Source organism: Chloroflexota bacterium, assembly GCA_016219275.1.
Taxonomy (GTDB): domain Bacteria; phylum Chloroflexota; class Anaerolineae; order UBA4142; family UBA4142; genus JACRBM01.
The window spans coordinates 1-23719 of the sequence record JACRBM010000032.1 but is presented as its reverse complement, the minus strand read 5'-3'; the positions used below and the strand labels follow the sequence as shown (position 1 = coordinate 23719).

Genomic DNA, 23719 nt, shown 5'->3' with positions numbered 1-23719 from the left:
GAGCTGTGTATGCACGATAACATGCGCCAGCCGATTAGTGAATACTCCTAAATGACAATCCACCTAACGGAAAGGGATTATGTTCGAGAAGAAGAAACCGCGCCAAGTAATGGAAAGGGATTACGCGAGAGGAGCCATCCCTTTAAGGGAGAGGGAATTGCCTCCTCGCCCCTTCGGGGCGAGGATTGAGGTGCAATCGCCGTGCTGACTTTGCACGCGCCCTGGCAATGGACCGTCCCCTTTTGACTTGGAAGCAATCGCGCCGTATAATAAAGTTACCAATGGACGCGTGCAATGATTTGCGACGTGACAGGTGATGAATGCCTCGTCTTTCTTTCTAGACAGGCATTTTTTCATTTTGGGCGCACCGCCAGTACTCGCGAGGGTTCATGAATATTTCCTCTAGGGCTCGTCCCAAGCTGGGAATGACGCAGCGACTTATCTTCGGGTTCTGGGTCTTAACGCTGTTAACGATGTTCGCCTTCGTCGCGACCATTGGCACGCTGATGCAGGGACGAATGAATCTGGGTACGGATACCGCGTTGCGCGCGCAGGCGCGCATCTTCCAAACGACATTACAAAATGAGGAACGCTTTCTCATCGCGGAGGCAGTCAGTGCGACGAACTTGGAAGGTATGAGCGACGCGCTGCAAGCCAAAGACACGCTCCAACTCAAACGCCTCTTGCTTCCCTTCCTCTCGGCTCATGAGCTCGATTCAATTTATTTGATTGACCAGGAGCGCCACGTCCTTTTTCTTTACGGCGATCCGATGTTTACCGATGCGAAACAAACCTCGCTGCCGATGGTTGATCGCGCATTCGACCTGTTGATTGCTGGCGGACCTGTGCAAGTGGATGGGCGGCTCTGGTTGTCTGGCGTGGCGGCGCATCGTTCGAGTGAACGCACGCGCGAAGGTCAGGCAGACGCCGTCATTCTCCTCAGCAAGCGACTGGATCAAAGGCATCTTGAATCGTTATGCGAGTCGCTCGACCTTCAGATTGCGTTGACCTGGGGCGATACCGCCGTGTACTCCTTCGATCCGGTACCGCTTGAAATTCCGGCGAGCTATTTGCGCGCGCTCACGCGTAACTTGACCGAGCACCGTGACACGAATATCGCGTATCACACAACGCAAATTGCTAACCTGCCTTACCGCGTTGCCGCTTTCACGATTCCGACACACGATGCCCTTCCCATCTCGGCTTATCTTTTTCAACCGATTGCGCTGCAAATCGAGTCAATGCAAATCGCGATCATTCAGGTTGTCGGCGTCGGTTTGGCAATCATGGTGCTTGGATCGTTGTTCGCCTATCTCTTCACACGCGGAGTAACTCAACCGATCCGACATCTCGCCCATGCCGCGCGCGCAATTGCCGACGGTCACCTCGAACAACAAGCGCAAGTCAAAAGCCAGGATGAAGTAGGCGAATTAGCCCAAGCCTTCGAGGATATGCGCGTGCGAGTACGCGCGATGTTAAAAGACCAACAGCGCTGGAATACTGAATTGGAAACCAACGTTCGCGTCAAGACATCCGAATTGCAAGCCCTGTGTGAACTGCGCGATCAACTGTTGCGGCGGATGATGACGGCGAAGGAAGAAGAGTGTCGCCGCGTCGCGCGCGAATTACATGACGAGACCAGCCAATCGTTGACGGCGTTGATCGCCAACCTCGCCGCGGTCGAGGGACTCGCGCCGAGCGACGCCCAGCCGCGCCTCGCGCAAGTACGCTCACTCGCCGGACAAATCCTGAAAGAGATCAATCGCATCGTACTCAATCTGAGACCGACTTTGCTGGACGACTATGGACTGGTAGCGGCATTGAGTTGGTACGCTAAGAATCGTTTAGAAGATAATGGCATTCGCGTCGACGTTGCGACGTTTGACTCGGAACTCCGTCTGCCAGCCAATGTCGAAACGGTTTTGTACCGGGTTGGACAAGAGGCAATCACGAATATTGCCAAACACGCCCATGCTACGCGCGTACAAATTAACTTCATTCGGTCCGAGTCTCCCGAGGGATGCGCGCTCACGCTCCAAATCGAAGACAATGGCTGTGGTTATGTGATCGAGGAAGTTGGAAATTATTGGCGCGGCGACCGTCCGCATTTTGGTTTGTTGGGCATTCAAGAGCGAATGGAATTGATCGGGGGACATTTCGAAACCCGCTCTGCGCCGAATCATGGAACTTGCGTTTGTGTCAGCGTTCCATTAGATGCCCACCAGAATGAGACACCGGAGCATCCATGACCGCAATTCGTATTTTGTTGGTGGACGATCACGCGATCCTGCGCGCTGGTTTGCGCGCCCTACTGGCAATTCACCCCGATCTCCAAGTCGTCGGCGAAGCATGCGATGGCGCAGAGGCGCTTATACGCGTGAACGAACTGAAACCGCACGTGGTTGTCATGGATATTGCGATGCCGGGCACCAACGGGCTGATCGCGACGCGGCAAATTCTTCAAGCGCAGCCCGCCACCAAGATTCTGATCCTGACCCAATACGACAATGAAGAGTACGTCCTTCCATTGCTCAAGGTCGGCGCGGCGGGCTATGTGCTCAAGCAAGCTGTTGATACGGAACTCGTCGCCGCGATCCGCGCCGTGGCGCAAGGCGGATCGTTCCTGTACCCCTCGGTTGCCAAACTCGTCTTGGATGCGTTCCTCGAAGAAAATTCCCCGCGCCATGATGATCCCTATTCGCACTTGACCGACCGTGAGCGCGAGGTGTTGATCCTGATTGCACAGGGCTTTTCCACTCGCCGCATTGCCGATTCACTGCACATCAGTCCCAACACCGTAGATGTGCATCGCGCGCGACTGATGCAGAAACTCAACCTGCACACCATCGCCGAGTTGAGTACTTTTGCCGTGCGGCGCGGTTTGCTCAGTGAGTAAACCGCATCGCATTGGAAAGCGAGACCTGCCAATGCGGTTGATGACGCGTCGTCAATTTCTGCAACTGCTGACGCTTGCTAGCGCTGGAACGCTCGCCGGCTGTTTGCCAGAATCGCTGACACCTATCCTTGCTCCCAGAAAGAAATCAGGCGTTGTCTTGCGCTTGGCCGGCGGCGATATTGGGTACCCGTCTCCCTTCGCCTACGTGCGCGGTCCTGGCTATGTGCGGATGAGTTGGATTTTCGATACGCTCATTTGGAAGGACAGCCAGGGCTATATACCTTGGCTAGCGACTAACTGGGAACTGTCCAACGACGGCAAGGTTTGGACCTTGCTGTTGCGTCCCGATATCAAATGGAGCGACGGTCACCCGCTCACCGCCGAAGATGTCGCCTTTACGTTCGATTATATCAAGCCACTGCCGATTCTCTCGCCACTCATGCGGGGGATCGAATACGTCGAATCAGTCCGCGCCACGAGCGATAGGCGCGTCGAGATTGCGCTCTCGCAACCTTACGCACCGTTTCTCGCTAACATCGCTGGCGCAACTCCAATTATTCCAAAACACATCTGGAATCAAATCAAACAGCCGGCGAATTTTCTCCCGCCCGAAGCAGTGATTGGAAGCGGACCGTACAAGCTTCTTTCGCACAACGCCAATGGCGCATCCACGTATGTTGCAAACGAAAATTTTTGGCTGGGCAAACCGTTTGTTCAACGAATCGAATTGACGCCGGTCGCCGATGAGTTGCAAGCGTTGCGCGACGGCATGCTTGATGGCGCGGCGTTCCCGCGAGAGGGCGGCATCACGGATGCTATGCTCGCGCCATTTGAGAAACCGGAATTCGGTATCCTCACCGCACTCGGCGAGTGGAATGTCACGATCCATTTTAACCTAACGCGGGGCGCGCCGTACGACCAGACGAAATTTCGCCAGGCGTGCGCGTACGCGATCAACCGCGCGCAAATCGTCCAGGAAATTCTTTTTGGTCGCGGAGAAGTAGGATCACCGAATGGATTGGCGCCTTCCAATCTCTGGTATGACAAGAATTGCGAACCGTACGCGTTTAACCCAACTGCCGCAAACGCGCTCCTTGACGAACTGGGGTACAAGGATATTAATGGTGACAGCGTCCGGGAAACTCCCGACGGCAAGCCCCTCGCGTTGACACTCCCATTCGATGCGGCGCAATTGACACACGTGCCCGAAATGATTCGCGCAATGCTTCGCACGGTGGGTATCGCCGTTGGGTTGAAACCCTTGTCGCGCGCAGAAATGGATCGTCTTACCTCGAATGGTGATTATTCGGTCGCCCTGATTTATTACGGAGGATTAGCCGGCGACCCGGACTTGATGCGGCAGACCTATTGTGGTCACAGCCCATCGCAGGCATTTTCGCGCGTGCTGGGCTATCGCGACGCGCGCTTTTGCGAGTTGGCAGATCAGCAATTGATCGTCACCGACAATGCCAAGCGGCGCGCGATGATTTTGGAAATGCAGTCCATTCTCGCGCGCGATGTACCGGCGTTACCGCTTTACTATCCCACGCGTTATTGGATCTATCGTAAAGCGGTCCTCGACAACTGGTATTATACTCCGGGCGGTATTGCTTCCGGTCCTCCATTCACTTTGAACAAACACGCTTTTGTAACCGGACAAACCCTGGGGTTACAAATTCGCTCTTGGTAGATCCCTCTTTCAAAAGTTGTTTCTGAATTCAGCCAACCTCGCGAAGGTTTTGCCGACTTTGGTCTTTTGACAGTCCATTGAACAGGAAGGCAAAGAGGAAAATTTTTTTGACCTATTGACGAATAAGCGGAATCCATGTTATAGTGGCGTCACTTCGCGATACTAGACATTGATCCTCGTAGTGTGATCGTCTCGCCTAGAAATGAGACTGGGTTGTCCTGTTTGCAATCCAAGGGTGCTGTTGCCCGAAATCTGGGGATCGTTTTATCAAGGCATCTGCCTTGACGCAACTCTTTGCGTCAAGGCAAATGCCTTGTTGCATTTGATAGACATTCAGTTTCGGGCGCTTGACAATTCAAGGAGCGCTTGTGCCAACTCTTCCTTTGATAATTGCCGGACCGATTGTACGCCGCGTCGAAGGTCGCACGTGTTCGTTCTGGATCGCGTTGCGCGATAGTGCGACAGTGACCGCAAGCGCATGGCTGGGCGAGCAAGTTGCTGGCGCGGGCGCGCCCCTCGCCACGGCGACAACCCCAACACGCGCGTTTGGCGATCATCTGCATATCGCGGTGGTGACAGTCGAGTTACCTTCGGCGATTACGCCCGGCGTGCTGTACTCGTACGATCTCAGCTTCAACGGGAGCACGCTGCAGAGCGAGGGTTTTCTCACAACGACGGCACCCGCCGGCGATAACCCAGGTCGCCTGGCGCTGGGTTATACCAACAATCGCCTCCCGTCATTCGTTACCCCCGCCGCGACGTTGCCCGACCTTAAACTCGCGCACGCAAGTTGTCGCAAAACGAACGGACCCGATTTCGATGCGCTGGCTTGGTTGGACGATGTGATCGCGGACAATTTCAACTCGCCCAATCGTCCGCAACAACTCTTCCTCACCGGCGACCAGATTTACGCCGACGATGTCGGCGCGTGTTTGTTGCCGGTCATCAACGCGCTCGCGCTCGATCTGATCGGCTCCGCCGAACCAATTCCGATTGAAGCGAATCTCTCTTTCGACGGCACACTCAAAAATTTTCCGGCGTTGCGTCGCCAACTTTTAATTCGCGAGACGGCGGGCATGAGCAGTACCGACGCGCACAATCATTTGATCGCGTTCGGCGAGTACGCCGCGATGTATTGCCTGGCGTGGAATCCCGGCGTGTGGCGCAAACTGGCGACCGCGGACGATCTGTTCATTGATCGCTCCCAGGTTGCGGCGCAACTCGGTCCCCTGCTCACCGATTGGGAAAAGTGCTACGGCGACGTGAATAAATGGAAGACTGAGAAACGCAAGGATGTCGAGACCGAAATCGCACGCGTCGAGACATATCGCTCGACCGTGCCCAAGGTCGCGCGCGCGCTCGCGAACACCATCACCTACATGATCGCGGACGATCACGAAATCACCGACGATTGGAACCTCACGCAACGTTGGCGCAATCGCGTGTACTCCAAACCCCTGGGGCGCGCGGTGGTTCGCAATGGCGTGATGGCGTACACCGCGTTTCAGGGCTGGGGCAATGAACCGAAGGCGTTTAGTGACGCGGGCAACAACAAGGACTTGCTCGACAAGACCTCGGAAATCGCGACAGTGCACAACAACGCACCGATTGCGAGTGTCCAACGATTGGAAGAACTCATCGGCGCGAGCGGCGCGAATCAATCCAAACAAGCCAAGTTCCATTACACCATACCGGGTCCGCGTCATCTCGTCGTCGTGATGGACAGTCGCACACGACGCAAGTACAGCGGACAAAATGATTTTCCGCCGGACTTGCTCGGCGATTCGCTCAACACCCAGGTTCCCAAAGGTCCGCTCACCGACGGCCGCGAACTGCTGATTCTCATTTCGCCTGCGCCGGTCCTCGGCACAACCCTCTTCGACAAGATCGCGCAACCGCTCATCCAATCCATCCGCGACACGATCACCAGCATCAAAATCCTCCGCAAAAAAGCGGACGATCCTTGCACGCCGGGCGGACCAGTGTGGGGCTTTGAAGATTACGACGCCGAGGGCTGGGCGATGAACGAAGAGGCGCAACAAAAATTATTACTGCGTTTAGCCGATTACACGCAAACGGTGATTCTTTCCGGCGACGTGCATTATGGCTTGAGCATGGAGATGGATTTGTGGCGCAAGAACAGCGCCAAGCCATCGCGCATCGTACAACTCACTTCCAGCCCGCTCCGCAACGAGTTCAAACCGATCATTCAAGCGTTGCTTCGTTCGAACGCGTTGCTTCAAGATTTCGAGCGCGGCACGGATGCCGAACTGTTGGCTTGGAAGGATGCCCCCGCGCCAATTACGATCCCGGCGGACAAACACATCGGCTTGGGACGGCGCGCGCGCATGTTTCGCTCGCCCGCATTGTTGCCATCACGCGGCTGGCCCCCCGGCTCGACCATTCCATCCGACAAATTGCCAGACTGGTCGTGGCGGCTCAAACTCGTGCGCGATCAACGACCGAACAGCGCACTGCCGCCCGCATTGCGACAACCCGCGCTCATTCCCGCGACCGATGTCAACGCCGGCGACCCGTTCCCAGGTTACGCCGCCGTGGCGGCGCGCCAGGCGCTTGTTGCCGCGACACATTTCGATCATCTGCGCCAAATGGTGTTCAACACCAACTTTGGTCTCGTTGTATTTTCGGGAAGCGATGCCACCTTAAAACTCACGCACACGCTCATGTCGCGCAACGGCGAGCCGGGCGAAAACAAAGCGACGCCGAATACGGTTCACGAGATTGCGCTCGTCACGCCGACGGACGCGCAACCACCGACGATTGGATGAGGCAAGTCAATGGCAGACTCGGACAAGAAAACCAAAAGCATTTTCAAAAGCATCGTCCAATGGTTCAAGGACGCGGCGGATTGGGTTCAGGAAAACCTGGGCGACCCGGCGATTGCCAACGCGCTCCGTCAAGACTTGGGACTCAAGCCGGGTGAAGATATTTCGCCAGGCGACAAAGCCAAGTTTCAACAATTCGCCGCCGGGTTGGATCCGGACAAAGCCGCGTTCGCGGAGACGATTGCCGAGATCAGCGAGGTGGTCCCGGTGTTTCGCGCGTTGGGCGAGCAACTCAAATCAGACTCGCTTGATGCGGCGGATGTGTCGTTCCTCATCGCGCGGCTCGCCGCCGTAGATTCAATCCGCTTGCGCGCGCCGATTGTGTACAGCATCGCCAAGATGCTCACACTCGTCACCGACGATCCAGACAGCGCAGAGATGTTCGACATTGATATGCTTGTCAAGTTATTTCGCGATGGACCCGATGGCTTTCCGCCCGACATTGGCAAGCGCATCGCCTTTCAACTCGTTCCGTCCGCGAGTCTGGGTCTGCTCGAGTTGTTGCTGATTGACAAGGTCGCCGATCCGGATTTTATTGATTTTTACTACGGCTGGGATCCCGCTCCCGGTTCGCCCACGCCGATTGCCGACACGGTCGCGAGTCGCGCCGGCACGATTCTGTTGCGCTTGCCGCCTTCGAATCCTGCCGCGCTAGCACTCACGATGATTCACGTTCCACCGGAGCACGGTGGACACGGCTTATTTCTCGCGCTCGACCAGACGCTCGAATTTGAAGATAAGCGCGAACGCGTCTTTGTCAACTTTCGCGACGACCAGACGGCGGCACAGATCAACGCGTTCACCGCCAAGTACAATTTGGCGCAAGGCGAAAAATTCAGCGACCGCTCTTTTCGTTTCAATCTGACCAGTGAAACGACGCTGAAGCTTGACGAACTGTTGAAAAAGTTCAAGACCGACGAACCTTCCGTAGAGTCGAGCGACAGCGAAAGCTTTGAGACAAAGATTGCGGCGTTACTGCCAAGTCCGTTGAAATTTTTTGTGCCTTTTCCAAAATCCGTGCGCGCTTTCCAGTTCGTCGAGGGAAACGCCTCAAGTTATGCCAAACTGACAATGCTGTACGGCAGTGATCAGTCTCCGGCACTGCGTCTCGGCGAAAAGGACAAGACGCGTCTCGACATTTCCAAGTTGCTCCTTGAAGCCGAGTTCTCGACGGAAAGCGCGGCGGTGCGGTTCGGCTTCAAGGGCGCGAAACTCATCATTGATCTAGCGAAAGACGGCGACGAGTTTGTCAGCAATGTCGGTGGCAACCAGGTCAAAGCCGGGATGGATTTCAGTTTGATCGCGGACACCAAAGGCGGACTGCGCGTGGATGGCGGAGCCGGATTCAAAGCGACTTTTCCCGGCGGCGAACTGCTCGGCGGCGCGCTCACGGTGCACCACATTGACCTCGCGCTTGGACCTGGGACGAACAATCGTGATATTGGATTAGAAGTTTCCGGCGCGTTCGCGTTCAAGCTGGGTCCGTTCAAAGGTTCGATTGATCGTTTGGGATTTGTGCTTGACGCCGATTTTGGCGAGGGCAACCTGGGTTGGCTCGATCTCGCGCTCGGTTTCAAAGCGCCGAACGGAATCGGACTTGTGCTCGATGCGGCGATTGTGAAAGGCGGGGGCTATCTCTTTATTGACGCGGCACGCGGCGAGTACGCCGGCGCGCTCGAACTGACGATCAAGTCAATCGGCATCAAAGCCATCGTGATCTTGTCCACCAAAATGCCGGACGGCTCGCGCGGTTGGTCGTTGTTGCTTTTGATCTACAGCCAGTTCCCGCCGATTCAATTGACCTGGGGCTTTACGCTCAACGGCGTCGGCGGCATGATCGGCGTTCAGCATGGACTACAAATCGAGGAATTGAAATCGGGGATGCGCACCGGCGCGCTCGACGATATTCTTTTTCCGAAAGACCCGGTTGCAGATGCGCCGCGCATCATCAATCGTTTGCGCGCGATTTTTCCGGCAACGCCGCGCGCGCTCGTCGTCGGACCGATGGTCGAACTGGGTTGGAGCACGCCAAGCATCATCAAGATTCGGATGGGCTTATTATTCCAAATTGATAACGTCTTTGGCGGCGACCGCCCAGCATCTATCCAGCGAATTATTTTGCTGGGTCAACTCGTCATCCAATTACCGCCCGAAGTTGAGGACAAGGCGGTCGTTCTCAAACTGCTCGTTGATTTTTACGGCTATTACGATTTCGACATCAATCGTCTCGAGTTTGCCGCGCGCTTGCGCGATTCGCACGTCATCAAACTGCCGTTGAGTGGAATGTTATTTGTGCGCGCCGAGTTTGGCGACAAGCCGACCTTTATTCTTTCCGCCGGTGGTTTTCATCCGAATTTCAAAGACCTGCCTGCCGATATGCCGTCGCCGATTGATCGTTTGGAAATCAAATTCAATATCGGCATCATCAAGGTGCGCGCGCAAACCTATTTTGCGATCACGCCCGCGAGCATTCAGACCGGCGCGGACATCCAGGTCAATGCGTCCGTCGGTCCCGTGGATATTAGCGGCTGGCTCGGTTACGATGCCATCTTGTACTTGCAACCGCGTTTCTTTTTCGAGGTGGACATTCGCGCCGGCGTCGCGATGAAATACAAAGGGCACAATCTCGCCGGCATCACGCTCAAACTTCACCTCGAAGGTCCGGGGCGCTGGCGCGCGCGCGGCGCGGCGACGTTCAGCATCTTGTTCTGGGATGTGGATGTGGACTTTGACGAGTCCTGGGGCGACGAACCAGCGATCGCGCCAGTCAAGACGAACGTCGCGCAACTCGTGCAACAGGCGCTCGCGGACAAGGGCAACTGGCGCGCACAATTACCGCAAGGCGGCGAGTCGCTCGTCACGCTCGCCATCGCCGATGGCGCGACCGGTGTGCTGGCGCATCCGCTCGGTCAACTCCAGGTCTCGCAAAAAGTTGCGCCGCTCGATTTAGAGTTGCAACGTTTCGGCAGTTCGCAAGTGGACGGCGCGACGAAATTCCAAATCACTCAAGTGACGGTGGGTGGTCAAGTCATCGCCAGCCCAGAACCCGCACTCGAATTTTTCGCGCGCGCGCAATTTGTCGAGATGAGCGACGAACAAAAATTGTCCGCGCCCTCGTTCGAAAAATTTGCGAGCGGTGTGACCGTTGGGAGCGACGATTTTCTCGCGGCATCTGAAGTAGTGAGCGCCGACCTGACTTTCGAGACCGCGTATCTTGACCCAGGCAGTCCGGTGCGTCGCACGGTTAAAGCCGGACTGGTGTCGCTTGGTATCGGCAAAGCCGCGTTATTTTTGCAGGCGCAACACGGCGCGGCGGCAAAATCGGCGCTGCGAAGCACGCGCGCGCTTCGTCCGACCACGCCGCGCAAAATCAAACTGAATGAGCCACCCCTCGCGGTCACGAATACAGATACGCAAACGAGCGCCGTTGATCTGGACGGATTATCACACACCACACCAACGCTCGCAGAACAGACCGCGCGCGACGCGTTAGGTAAAAACACGCTCGGCGCAACGCATCTGGTGATCGAAGAATTTGAATTGACCAAGTAACCGACAGTGTAGCATTCCTACCGACAGGCGAGGAATCTCACCACAGAGCACACGGAGATCACCGAGAAATTTTTCTTTCTCTGTGCCCTCTGTGCTCTCTGTGGTAAATTGAATCATCGCAGCGGTGCACTTGCTACAATCTCAGGTAACCGATTGAATTTGCGAAGGACTGAAATGGCAGACCCTCTTCCGAAATATCGTTTCCTGCCGTGGACGCGGCGCGGGCTTGCGGCGGCGATTCCTCAACTCGATACCGGCGCGAACTTGCCGGCGCGCGCGCCGTTGCCGGTCGCGATCACGGTGACGAATGTCGCGCCCACCGGCGTCAACCTCGAACTGTACGGTCCGGGCGATGTGATCGGCGTGGACCCGCGCTTGATCGTCCGCACCGACCCGCGTCCCAACATCACCGATTTCGAACCGAACTATCTTGCCGCGATCGAATTCGATCTGCCCGATTTTCCCTGGATGTTCACGCCCGCGCGCGCCGGTTCCCATGATCACTTGCGTCCCTGGTGTGTGCTCGTCGTCTTGGATCAACGCGTGGTCACGCCACCCAAGGTCAATCGCGGCGCGCCGTTGCCGGTCGTCATCATCCCCGCCGAAGCGAGCGCGAGCGAGTTGCCGAACCTCGCCGAGTCGTGGGCGTGGGCGCACGTCCAAGTGATGAGCGACAACACAGATGCAAACACACTCCAACAAGAAATGACGAGTCAACCGAATTTGAATGTCGCGCGTCTCGTGTGTCCGCGCCGGCTCGAACCGAATCACCGCTACCTGGCATGCCTGGTTCCGGCTTTCGACCTGGGTGTTCAACGCGGTCTCGGTCTCACGCCGAACGGCACGACGATTAAACCTGCTTGGGACAGCGCCAATCCCGGCGAAGTGAAACTGCCGTTGTACTTTCACTGGGAATTTGCGACGGGACCCGCCGGCGATTTTGAATCGCTTGCGCGCAAACTTACCCCGGTCAAAGCATCCGGCGAAATTGGTTTTCAGCGCATGTTCGTCGGCGCGCCGGGCGGCGGCTTGCCAACCACGCCCGCGAGCGATGAAGCGTCTTATCTCAAAATGGAAGGTGTTCTGCGCGCGCCCAAGGTCAGCAATTCATCACTCGATGATGTTGCCGCCGCGATGCGCGCCGGGTTGCGTCAAGCGATCAATGCGCCGGGCGAAATGTTGCGCGGCGCGAACCCATCGCGTATCGCAATCTCGCCGCCGATTTACGGCGAATGGCATCTCAATCGTCACGCGGTCCAAGATGCGCCGGGCAATCCCGAATGGTTGCGCGCATTGAATCTCGATCCGCGCGCACGCGCGGCGGCGGGGCTGGGCGGCGAAGTGGTGCGCGCCAATCAAGAAGATTTTATGCAAGTCGCCTGGGAACAAGTTGGCGATGTGATCAAGGCGAACGAACTGCTCAATCGCGCGCGCTTTGCGCTCGATGTTCACCGCCGGACGTACGAACGACATTATGTGACGCTTCCCCAGGATCGCCTGTTGCAAATGACTGGCGCGTTGCACGCGCGCACGTTGATGGCGGACAAAACGGTGCGCGCACAAATCACGTTGACGAGTTTACCGAACGCGAGTGTGGACCCCGCGTTGCGTCGGCTCGCGAGTCCGCAACGCGCCTGGCTCAAATCAATTGCGCGGCGCGGTAATTTTGCGAGCGGTGGTTCGCGTTCAGTGCGTTCGATGCTGATTCCAGCGCTCGTCGCGAACAAGGTTACGATTGATCCCGATCAATTCACGCCCGACAGCATCGTCGGCGCGGCGATCCTCGACGAACTCGCCGCGAAACCTGGGGCGACCCAGGTTGATCTTGCGCCGTTCGGAATTCAAGCGCGACTCGACGTGAACAATCTGAATCGCATGAAAGCCGCGCGCGCGACCTTGCTCAAGATCAAACCGCAGAACATTCCAAAAATAGTCCTGCGTCCAAACCTTCCGAGTTCGGGCGTGATCGTCAAATCACAACTAGACAAACTGCGCGCGTTGCAAGCGCAACTTTTATCGGAGAGCATCGCCGATCCACAACGCGAGCGCGTGCGATTCAATGTGCCGGCGATCCTGTCCGAGTTATCAAATCAAGTCAAGCAAAACGAAGACGCTCCGGTATTTCTTGTCAACGCCGAGCCGGACGCGCGCGCGTTGGTGAGCGCGTTGCGGGTTGATGCGCGCGGCAATGTCTTGTTGCGCGGCGCGCTCGTCGCCAACCTGGGATCGGATCTTCGCGCGCGCAAACGCGCCGCGCTCACGCAGTTGTTGAGCGATCTTCCCACCGGCGCATTGCCCAGCAAACGCGTCGCGCGCGCCGTTCCGCTCACACTCACGATTCCCACCAAACCGCCGACGCCTGTCCCAACGCCGATTCCGCCACCGAGTCGTCCGCCTACCATTCCGCCCAAACCGCCGATCCCCGAACCCGTTCCAACTCTGCCGCCGACCGTGATACTTCCGCCGCCCACCAAAGACCGGACCGTCATCTCACGATTCAAGCAAGCGTTCGCCACGATGTCGAAAACGGTCCGCCTCGACACGCCCGATCCGCTTCCCAGGTTTGTCGCGTTCGGCGTCAAGACCGCGCGCGATACCTTGGTCGCGCGTCTCGACCCGGACGTAATGGTGTTACGTCGCGTGCAAACGATGATCGGCGGCGAAGCGGGCTTGGCGCTCGAAAGCATCATCGGCGTAAAAGTACTGCCGACCTTTGATCGCGTGATGGTCGCGCCGGAAATCGCCGCGCCGATGTACAGTTACCTTGCAAAATATGATCGCGAACGATTCTTGCCCGGCATCGGGCAACTGCCGCCGGACTCGATCACGCTGCTCGAAACCAATCCGCGTTTCATCGAAGCGTTTATGGTCGGGCTGAATTACGAAATGAATCGCGAATTGTTGTGGCGCGAGTATCCCACCGATCAGCGCGGCACCCCGCTCCGCAAATTTTGGAGCTGGTCGGATGGCGGCGCGGACTTGCCGCAACCGATTCATCAATGGATCACCGGCGGACTCGGCGCGCACGTGCGCGGAACAGGGCAGGGTGGACAAATCGTTTTGCTTTTGCGCGGACAATTGCTGCGCCGCTATCCGAACACGATCATTTATGCGTGGCGCACCAAAAACAAAAAACTCAAAGACCCGCCCGCCGCCGGCGACATTCTCGAGCCGGTCTTTCGCGGCACGTTCGATCCCGATGTGAGTTTCGCCGGTTTCGATCTGCGCGACACCGACCTGACCGACGGCGAGGGCTGGTTCTTCGTTTTGCAGGAACAACCGACCGAGCCGCGCTTGGGATTTGATGAGACGCGTACCGATCCACTCGATAATTGGTCGAATGCCAGTTGGGACGATGTGGGGGTTGAATCTGGCAAGTACATCAAGATTCAGGGCAGTCCGTTGAATAACCTAGTCCTCGGCGGAGTCATGTTCGGCAAAAACTCGGCGCATCTCGCGCACATTACTCTGCAAAAACCAATGCGTGTGGCGATTCACGGCAAGCACATGGTTGACATTTGACCCAGGGAGCAAACCAGGTGGCAATCAAAAAGAAAAAAACAACGCGTCCGATTCCAAAACCCAAACGACGCGCGAGCATGATCGCCAAGCCGCGCGCCAAAAAACGCGCACCCATCAAGCAACAAAAAACCGCGCGGCGCTCACGCGCCAAACGAATGGCGGCGGTTATCACGCATCCCCCGAGCACCCGTGCGAGTTTGAACCGCATGGCGACCCAGCGCGTAACGATTGCCAAGCTCACCATGCAAACGTCCGCGAACGCGACGCAATTGGCGCGCTTGGATTTCGCGCGCCACCGGCTGGCGCGCATCGGCGGCAGTGCGACGCAACTCGCTAAACTCGACGCGCAGATCGCAAAGTTGCGCGCCAAACAAAAATCGCTTGCGGAACGCTTGCGTGTTGAGAACAATGCCTTGGCTGGGTTGAGCGAAAAACTGGTCGCGGTCACTCCGCCGGAGCGCATGATCGCGACGCTGGACGGCGGCGTGCCCATCGTCCTTTTGCCGGTTCGACTCGAAACGCGTTTCTTTAATCGCGGCACGGAATTGCGCATTCGCATTTATCCCGATCAGGCGCACCTCAACGGGCACGAACCCGAATTGACCGACGCCGAATTGCGCGCGGGCACGTGGTACTGGGAGCAACGTTGGAACAATGTCGGCGCGGATGTCGCGCGCGAGGCATGGCGGGCAGTCGTGAAAACATTTGACGCGCGGCGCGCCAGCTGGATCGTGCGCGCGCTCACACCGACAAACCTGGGTGACCTGGGATCATCCACCCCGCCGCAGTTTCCGGAGCCGGGAAAAAAGTCCGCCGCGTGGACGCGCGCGATTCACGCGACCGCGTTGCCGGATCGCTGGGTCGCGATGGGCTACCAAGGAACGACTGAGGTTTTTCGCAAGTGGAGCGCGGGCGCGCCCGACGCGCTCCCCGTTTCGCTTACGCCCGATCCCGCTGACATTGCGCCGCCGCCGCCCGATGACGAACTACCGATTGACGACGGCATGCGTTGGACGGTCGAGTACGAGAGTGCGTTGAAACAAGGTATGGCGATCACGGTAACAGATACCGACCTGGGCGCGAATCGCAAATTGGCGAATGGCTTGACGCGCTTGATCGTGTTCGGCGTGGATTGGACGCTCAAGCCGGAGCATGCGGCGAGCACACTGGCTGATTTAGTCACCGCGCATCAGTACAGCGATGGATTGGAGTTTCTCAAACCAGGCACGCCAACGAACAACACCGGCACCGTGCGTTCCGGTTTGAACGAGACCGACGACAAACTCGCGGACCAGTACGACCCAGGATTACCTATCGCGGGCGGTGCGGAGGGAAGCGCGAGTCAGTTGCTCACGCGCGCGCTGGGTCTTGCCGCGAACAGTGTGGTGTTAGATCGCGCCCCCGGCGCGACGTTGAACGAACAGCGCACCGCGTCCAATTTGTTCAATGTGTTGTGGCGCGGCACACTCGGTTATTATCTCGACGAAATGTGCAATGTGGATGGTGATGCCGGCGATTCCAATCCGCTCATTAGCGACGCCCTGCTAGACCAAGCGCGCGATTATGTGGAATCGTTTTTATTTCCGAATGGTCCCTTGCCCACGCTCCGCATCGGCAAGCAACCCTATGGTGTTCTGCCGGTGATCGCGCCGAATTTCAAACCTGCGCCGAACGATAGTTTCAGCGGACGCCTGTTCGCGTTGCTCAACAAACTGCGCCCGTTTTGGGAGCGCGGCTTGAATGCGGTGCCGCGCGTCGCCAACGCGAACAGCCGCGACTCGTTGGATGATGTGTTGTTGCGAATCTTGCAAAATACGCCGCTCGCTTCGACGGCGCGTTTTCGTCGCGTGATCGGTTCCGCGACTGCCGCGAACACGCTGGGTCTCAAGCAGTACGAAGAGATTCAAGCCGACATTCTGTTTCAAATCCTCGGACCGCATTTTGGATGGGGCAAGCCGCCGCGCATCACCGAATTTGTCACCGACCCGCGTTCGTACAATCTGCCCGTGCCCTGGGTGCAAGCGAACGGCGTGTCGGACTCGGAACCGTTGCAACCAAATTATCTCGAAAGCATTGCCGACATTTTGCGCGGCAAACTAGGCAACGATGCGCGCGCCGTGCTCACCGCGCAAGAAGACGCCGACACGTTGTTGCAAGCCCTGCTCGCGCTCGCCGCAGTCGAGGAAATGGATTACAGCGCGCACAAACTCGTGCGCTTGCATCACAAAAATATTGGTCGGCTTGAACCCGTCGCGCGCGCGGCGGGCGTACACATCGCTGAGATGTTGTTCGCCGAAAAAACCGAGCCGCGTCCGCGAATTCCAGCAGCGCAAACCGCCAAGGTCTACAGTCGCGCCGAACTGGCTCAAGTGATTCTGCCGACAGTGACGAACGATCTCCCGCTCGCAACGCACATCACCAGGGCGATGCGCGACCCAGGATCGCTCCGGCAATTCGAATTCGTCAACCTCGCGTCCTTTCTCGCCAGTCTCGACGCGCTCAAGCCGGTTCCGTCTGCCGAGATCGAGCGCGCGTTTCGTGGTCTGCTCGATTGCTATTCGCACCGGCTCGATGCGTGGTACACATCGCTCGCCACGCGCCGCTTGAGCGAAGTGCGCGCCGCGCGCCCGGTCGGCTTGCACATCGGCGGGTACGGCTGGGTCGAAAATCTGAAACCGGAAACACAACCCGACAGTCTGGGGTATGTGCACGCGCCGTCCATTCCGCAAGCGATTACCGCAGCGGTTTTACGCAGCGCGCATCTCAGTCATCAAACTGGCGAGAGTAACCCAGGTCAAACGCCGTTCAAGATTGATCTAAGTTCGCAACGCGTGCGCGTCGCGCTCGACGTGATTAATGGTGTGGCACGCGGTCAACCGCTCGCCGCGTTGCTCGGCTATCGTTTTGAACGCGATTTACGCGAACGCGACATTACGCTCGCGCGATTTATTCTGCCCTTTCGCCGGTTCGCGCCGTTGCGCCCCAACGATGAAGCGATTCCCGCTGGTCAGTCGGTCGAGAGCATCGCCGCGCGCGATGTGGTGGACGGCGTGACCTTGCTCGACAAATGGCGCACCGATGGCGATGCCATTTTCGCACAGCCACTCATCAGCGCGGAAAATCCATCCCAGGATGACAAGGACAAAATTCGCGCGGTGCTCAATCGGCTTGCCGATGTGCTCGACGCGGCGAGTGATGTGTTGATGGCAGAGTCGGTATATCAAACCGTGCTGGGAAATTTCGAACGTGCGAATGCGGCAACCGCTGCGCTGGATCGTCAAGAACGCCCGGTCGCGCCGGATGTCGTTCGCACGCCGCGCACCGGCAAGGCATACGCGCAACGTGTGATGGTCTTGTTGGGCAACGGCGGTTTGCTTCCCGGTTGGATCCCGTGCAACGATCCGCGCTCCCGTGCCGAGCCGCGCGTGAATGCCTGGGTCGGTTCATTGCTTGGCGATCCAAAACAAATTCGCATCGCCGCGCGCGTCTTGCAGGAGCGCACCGATGGCAATCCGCCGGACGAGACCGCGCGCTTGTCCGCGACGATTGACGCGCTCGACATTTCGCCGCTCTCGCTTGTGTTCACCGCCGCGCCCGGCGGTCAGCAAAAGCCGAGTGAACTCGAAGAACGTTTGGTGATACATTTCGCTTCGCTCGTACCCGCCGGCGACGAACACACGATCATCGAATTGCTCGACACGCCGCCGAACGATGCGCCGCCCGGTTCGATTGCGCTCGGCGAATTGCGCGCGCTCTTGGATTGGATTCGCGCGTTGATCAGCGACCGGCGCGCCGCCGATGCGCGCGATCTCGCGCTCGCCGAAGAATTGCCGGGCGATGGTATTGACCCGGCAGAACTCGCCGCGCGCGCGACGCAACTCAATACGACTCTCGCGCAAACGATTTCGAATTTACAAGCGGCGAAGACCGCGCCGGCATTACGCGCGGCATTACAACGCGCCGCGGCATTGAACACACCCAACGCGCTCCCGCGTACCACGCTGAATGATGCGGATGCGGTCGCGCAACTCAAATCGCAAGCACAGGAAGCACGCGAATATTTGGAACGCGTGCAAACCGAAATCGCGCAAGCCGACGCGAGCATTGCCGGCAAAACGCTCGGCGCGTTTGAGTTGGCGCAACATCACGCGGCGTCCATCAAAATGATTTTTAGCAAAGCGTTTCCGGTGTTGGCGACGTTCACGCCGATCAACACATCCGAGTTGAGCGCATCACTTGCAGACCAAACGGCGCTGAACCACAACGACACACTCGCACCGAGCGGTTGGTTGCGCAAGATGGCGCTCGTGCGACCCGGCGTCGACGCGTTGACGAGCGTGTTGAGCGGCGCAACGTTGCTCGGCAGTTCTGCCGCCGGCGCGTCCACGTTTTCGCTGATCCAACTACCGCATCAACCAGGTCAACGCTGGCAAGCGTTATCGTTCGCCGATGGCGCGACGCCCACCGGCGATGTCGCGATTTTCGCGCACACACATGCCCAACTTGACGTGACGAGACCGCTCGCGGGATTTGTGTGCGATGAATGGATCGAGCTGATTCCGAACGCAACCGAAACGACCGCGCTCAGTTTTCACTACGACGCGCCCGGTGCGCGTCCGCCGCAATTGATGATTCTCGCCGTACCGCCCGAACCTGGGATGAAGACCTGGAATTTCCAGACCCTGCTCGACACGATCACCGAAACATTTGCGTTGGGGCAATTGCGCGCGGTCGGACCGAAAGAGATGCAAGTGCTCGCCGGCGGTCTGTTGCCCGCCGTGTATTTGCCGAACAACTTTACCAAAGACGTGCCCTCCACCGATTTCTTCAAATTGCGCGCCAAGCATTTAACTCAAGTGATTGCATCGGGCGTTCTGGGCAAAGAAATTTTGAAAGGAAGTTGACATGGCGCTCACGATTTTCAACGCGGTGTTTAGTCAAGTGCCAGACCTGGCGCAAGCGATTGCATCGCTCACGACCTGGTCGCGGCTCGAAGCGTTGCCGTACACGCCCGACCTGCAACCCAGTTTGCAAGCGCAGATCGCCGACCCGCTATGGTTCGTCGCGCGACAATGGCAGTTCGGCGAATTTCAAGGCGAAGACGCGGGCACACCGATTGAGGTGCGCGTGGCAGGCGAACGCACACAGTTGGCGCGTTACGTGCTGGGTGCGCTGGGCGACAATCCAAGCGCCGGCGCAAAAGATTATCAGCAAGAAAACTTGCCGCTCGAAATTCTGGTCGAGCGCGAAGCGATCCACGCGTTCCATCCGCGCGTGAATGCCGAAGCGGGATTGCAATTTCTCGATACATTGATCGCTGAGAATGCCGGTCATTTGCGCGGCGCGTACATCGCACAATATCCGGTGAAATTACTCGACGACAAGGAAGCATTCGGCGGCGAACTCGTTGATCCCAAAAGTGTCGCGTGGCGAAAACTCTTAGCCGGGCGTGGACTCGATGGACGCACGTTGGCGATGGATTTGCGTCCATTCGCAGACGTAAACTATCAATTCAGCGATTTGCCGTCGAACCCAGTGCTTGCGACGGACGACCAAGAAAAAGTGAAACGCGCCGCGGCGCGTTGGTTGCGTTGGTACGATGAAACGATGACCGAACCCGCGGCGAACCGCGGCATCCCCGAAGCATGGAATCCGCAACGCCAAGAATACGCGCTGGCGCTCTCTGCCAAGATTACCGATGGACCCGTTGTGCTGACCGCGTCGGAATATAGCGACGGTGATTTGGATTGGTATTCTTTCAATGTGAGCAATCAACCCGACCTGGGAAAGCCGGCGACAACGCTGACACCGGAGAACGTTCAACCGAGTCCGATGTTGCCGACCCTCGTGCGCTATCCGGGGATGCCCGCCGATCGCTACTGGGAATTTGAAGACGGCGCGGTCAACCTGGGTATGATCCAAGCCGGACCGACCGACCTCAGCCGAATGTTGCTCGCCGAATTTGGGTTGATCTACGGAAACGATTGGTTCATCGTGCCGTTGGATTTGCCGGTCGGTTCGATGTTCAAGATCACGCAGTTCACCGTACGCGACACGTTCGGCGTCGAGACGATGGTCAACGCGTCGCGCAACACCGATGGCACGACGTGGACGATGTTTGGCTTGACCAGTGCAACGAACGCTCCCGCATATTTGCGCGATGTGTTCTTTCTCGCGCCGACGTTACCGACGAAACTGCAGGGCGATCCAATCGAAGAGGTCGCGCTCTTTCGCGACGAGATGGCGAACATGGTTTGGGGCGTCGAGCGGCGCGTGCAAGGCGCGTCGGGCGAGTCATACAATCGTTACCACGAAGCGACCCAGATCGCGGCGCAACAGCAACTGACGCCGGGCGACGGCGACAGTACGATCACCGCCGATATTTTGTATCGCCTCGCGACATCCGTGCCGGAGAATTGGATTCCATTTGTGGCAGTGCCTGCGCAAGCCAATCAACCGGCGAGTCAATTCCAAATCCAACTCGAACGCCGCGCCATGCTCCGCACGCTGTTCGATGGAACCCAGGAGTTGATTCAGCCCAGAGGAGTGCTGTTGCGTTCGGATCCCAGCCAAGACGTCAACACGGAGCCGTTGTTGCGGATTGAAGAAGAAGAAGTGCCGCGCGCCGGAATAGTCGTTCAGCGTTTGATGCAATACGCGCGTTGGATAGACGGTCGGGCGTATCTCTGGCTTGGTCGGAACAAACTGGTTGGATTCGGTGAAGGCGCAAGCGGCTTAAGGTTCGATGCGATTGTGCCAACACGAGGAACGTAACGAGACCTGCCCTGAACACCTCGCCCGTTCCTCTGCAGACGTCCCGCGGTAACTCTAGCCACGCGCCGGTAATCATAATGCAACCCATTCAGCACTGGGAACGCGATGAACTTGGCTGTCCCTCGTGCCACTGGGGCTGACGTACTTCTCGTTGGAATCTTCTGTTCAATTCCTGGGTGCGGCTGCGCGCGATCAAAAATTCTCCACGCGCTTTGCGTCCCGGATCACCCGATACAAATGGTGCTCCCCCAAGACCAGGATCTGATCGAGGCATTCTCTCCACCCCAACTCGTTGCTACCAGACCAACTGAAACAACCGGATCGTCCACCTTCAAATCATCCGTGGCGACGTTCGCCTATTGGACGCACGCGGTTCGATTCTTCCCAGCAGTCAAGTAACCCAAAACTTTGACGGACACCCCTACAGCAGGGGTGTCCGTCAAAATTTTGGAACACTCAACCTTGCGAAGGTTTTGACGACAAATCAAATCTGATTGCCGTTCAACCTTCGCAAGATTTTTTCACACCCAAAAACTTGACGGACACGCATACAGCATGCACGACTTGTTGCCATGCATTCACTGTGCTACAATAGCAATGAGTGACCATTTGTGTATGTGTGCCTTTTTGGCGAGGAGTATTGGATGCCATTTGACTTTGTCTCTCGTCGTTCGCCCGTCTTCGCGCGCAACGGAATGGTTGCCGCGAGTCAACCGCTCGCCGCGATGGCGGGCATTCGCATTTTGCAAGCCGGCGGCAACGCGGCAGACGCCGCCGTCGCAACAGCTGCCACGCTCAACGTCACCGAGCCGACCTCGACCGGACTCGGCGGCGATATGTTCGCGCTCTTCTACGACGCGCAAACAAGACGTGTGACCGCACTCAACGGCTCTGGTCGCGCTCCTGCCGCGCTCACGATTGACCTCATCAAGCGTGATGGTTTATTCTCCAACCTCCAATCTCCAATCTCTAATCCTTTTCATGCGCACAATGTCACCGTTCCCGGCGCGTGCGCGGGTTGGTGCGATTTGATCGCGCGGCACGGCACCCTGCCAATGCGAAACATTCTCGCGCCGGCGATTGAACTTGCCGAGAAGGGATTTCCGGTTGCGCCGACGACCGCGTACTTTTGGCAGCGCGGTGTGGAACGCCAACTGAAACACGCACTTGGCGGAAGCGCGTTGATGATAGACGGACGCGCGCCGCGCGCCGGCGAAATCTTTCGCAACCCAGGTCTGGCGCGCACACTGCACACGATTGCCGAAGGCGGCAAGGACGCGTATTACAACGGCGACATCGCCCGCGCGATTGCAAAGGCAATCCAACAATCCGGCGGCATGATGACCGAAGACGATCTCGCCGCGCACGAATCCACCTGGGATGAACCAATCAGCACAACGTATCGTGGTGTCCGTGTGTGGGAGTGTCCACCGAACGGGCAAGGACTCGCCGCGCTCATCGCGCTCAACATCGTCGAAGGTATTGATTTGAACTATCACGCGCCGACGAGCGTCGAGCGCTTGCATCTGCTCATCGAAGCGATGCGGCTGGCTTTTGCAGACACGGGTTGGTACGTCGCCGATCCGAAATTCTCGCCCGCGCCACTCGATGATCTGCTCTCGAAAAAATACGCGGCAGAGCGACTCGCGCTCATCCATCCACATCGCGCGACGACGAACACGCAACACGGCGCGCCGGTCGCATCGTCAGACACGGTGTACTTTTGCGTTGTGGATGGTGCGGGCAACGCGTGCTCGTTCATCAACAGCAACTATATGGGCTTTGGCACCGGCATCGTGCCGGAGGGCTGGGGCTTTACACTGCAAAATCGCGGCAACAATTTCTCGCTCGACCCGAATCATCCGAACGCGCTCGCGCCGCACAAACGCCCGTACCACACGATCATCCCAGGAATGATGACGCACGAATCGGATGGCGCGCTCTATGCGCCGTTCGGCGTGATGGGCGGCTTCATGCAACCGCAAGGTCATCTCCAAGTCGTCGTCGGATTGATTGACGATGAACTGGACCCGCAAGCCGCGTTAGATCGTCCCAGGTTTTGTTTGAGCGAAGCGAAACCCGCGAGCCGCGTCGAACTCGAAGATGGCATTCCCTTCGAGACGCTGGCGCAACTCACGGCGATGGGTCACACGGTTGCGCCGATCACCGGCTATGCGCGCGCGACATTCGGGCGCGGGCAAATCATCGTGCGCGACCCAGACACAGGCGTGCTATGCGGCGGGAGCGATCCGCGCGCGGATGGATGCGCGATTGGAATTTAGTACATATCCAATGAAATCGTAACTACTCAGCCAACCCACATTTACGCCGATGAAAAAACAAATTTATCCGCGAATAACGCGAATTGCGCGAATAAGAAGAAAAAATTAGCGAAGATTCGCGTAATTCGCGGATAAAGGAACGATGGCTGAGTAGTTA

General features: G+C 57.7%; 9 protein-coding genes. All 9 read left to right on the top strand.

The features are described 5' to 3' along the window. The first annotated feature begins 425 nt into the window (after window positions 1-425). Window positions 426-2249 carry a HAMP domain-containing protein gene (locus HY868_06450; protein MBI5301756.1) on the top strand — a complete coding sequence of 608 codons (1824 nt, stop codon included), beginning with the start codon at window positions 426-428 and terminating at the stop codon, window positions 2247-2249. Beyond that, a complete protein-coding gene (locus HY868_06445) occupies window positions 2246-2896 on the top strand; it encodes a response regulator transcription factor (protein ID MBI5301755.1) in 651 nt (216 codons plus the stop codon). The genes HY868_06450 and HY868_06445 overlap by 4 nt, the downstream gene beginning before the upstream one ends. Window positions 2897-2936: 40 nt before the next feature. Next, complete coding sequence (locus HY868_06440) at window positions 2937-4586, top strand: hypothetical protein (GenBank protein ID MBI5301754.1); 1650 nt, start codon at window positions 2937-2939, stop codon at window positions 4584-4586. A gap of 368 nt (window positions 4587-4954) precedes the next feature. Then, window positions 4955-7375 carry a hypothetical protein gene (locus tag HY868_06435; GenBank protein ID MBI5301753.1) on the top strand — a complete coding sequence of 807 codons (2421 nt, stop codon included), beginning with the start codon at window positions 4955-4957 and terminating at the stop codon, window positions 7373-7375. Between the two features lie 9 nt (window positions 7376-7384). Then, window positions 7385-10984, top strand: coding sequence for a hypothetical protein (locus HY868_06430; GenBank protein ID MBI5301752.1), 3600 nt, complete (start codon window positions 7385-7387; stop codon window positions 10982-10984). Between the two features lie 174 nt (window positions 10985-11158). Continuing rightward, the gene (locus tag HY868_06425; GenBank protein MBI5301751.1) at window positions 11159-14506 is read left to right on the top strand and encodes a hypothetical protein; all 3348 of its coding nucleotides are present in this window, start codon (window positions 11159-11161) and stop codon (window positions 14504-14506) included. Window positions 14507-14523: 17 nt separating this feature from the next. Beyond that, complete coding sequence (locus HY868_06420; GenBank protein MBI5301750.1) at window positions 14524-19410, top strand: hypothetical protein; 4887 nt, start codon at window positions 14524-14526, stop codon at window positions 19408-19410. A gap of 1 nt (window position 19411) precedes the next feature. Beyond that, window positions 19412-21280, top strand: coding sequence for a hypothetical protein (locus HY868_06415; GenBank protein MBI5301749.1), 1869 nt, complete (start codon window positions 19412-19414; stop codon window positions 21278-21280). 644 nt (window positions 21281-21924) lie between these two features. Continuing rightward, the gene (ggt, locus tag HY868_06410; protein MBI5301748.1) at window positions 21925-23562 is read left to right on the top strand and encodes a gamma-glutamyltransferase; all 1638 of its coding nucleotides are present in this window, start codon (window positions 21925-21927) and stop codon (window positions 23560-23562) included. The last annotated feature ends 157 nt before the right edge of the window (window positions 23563-23719 follow it).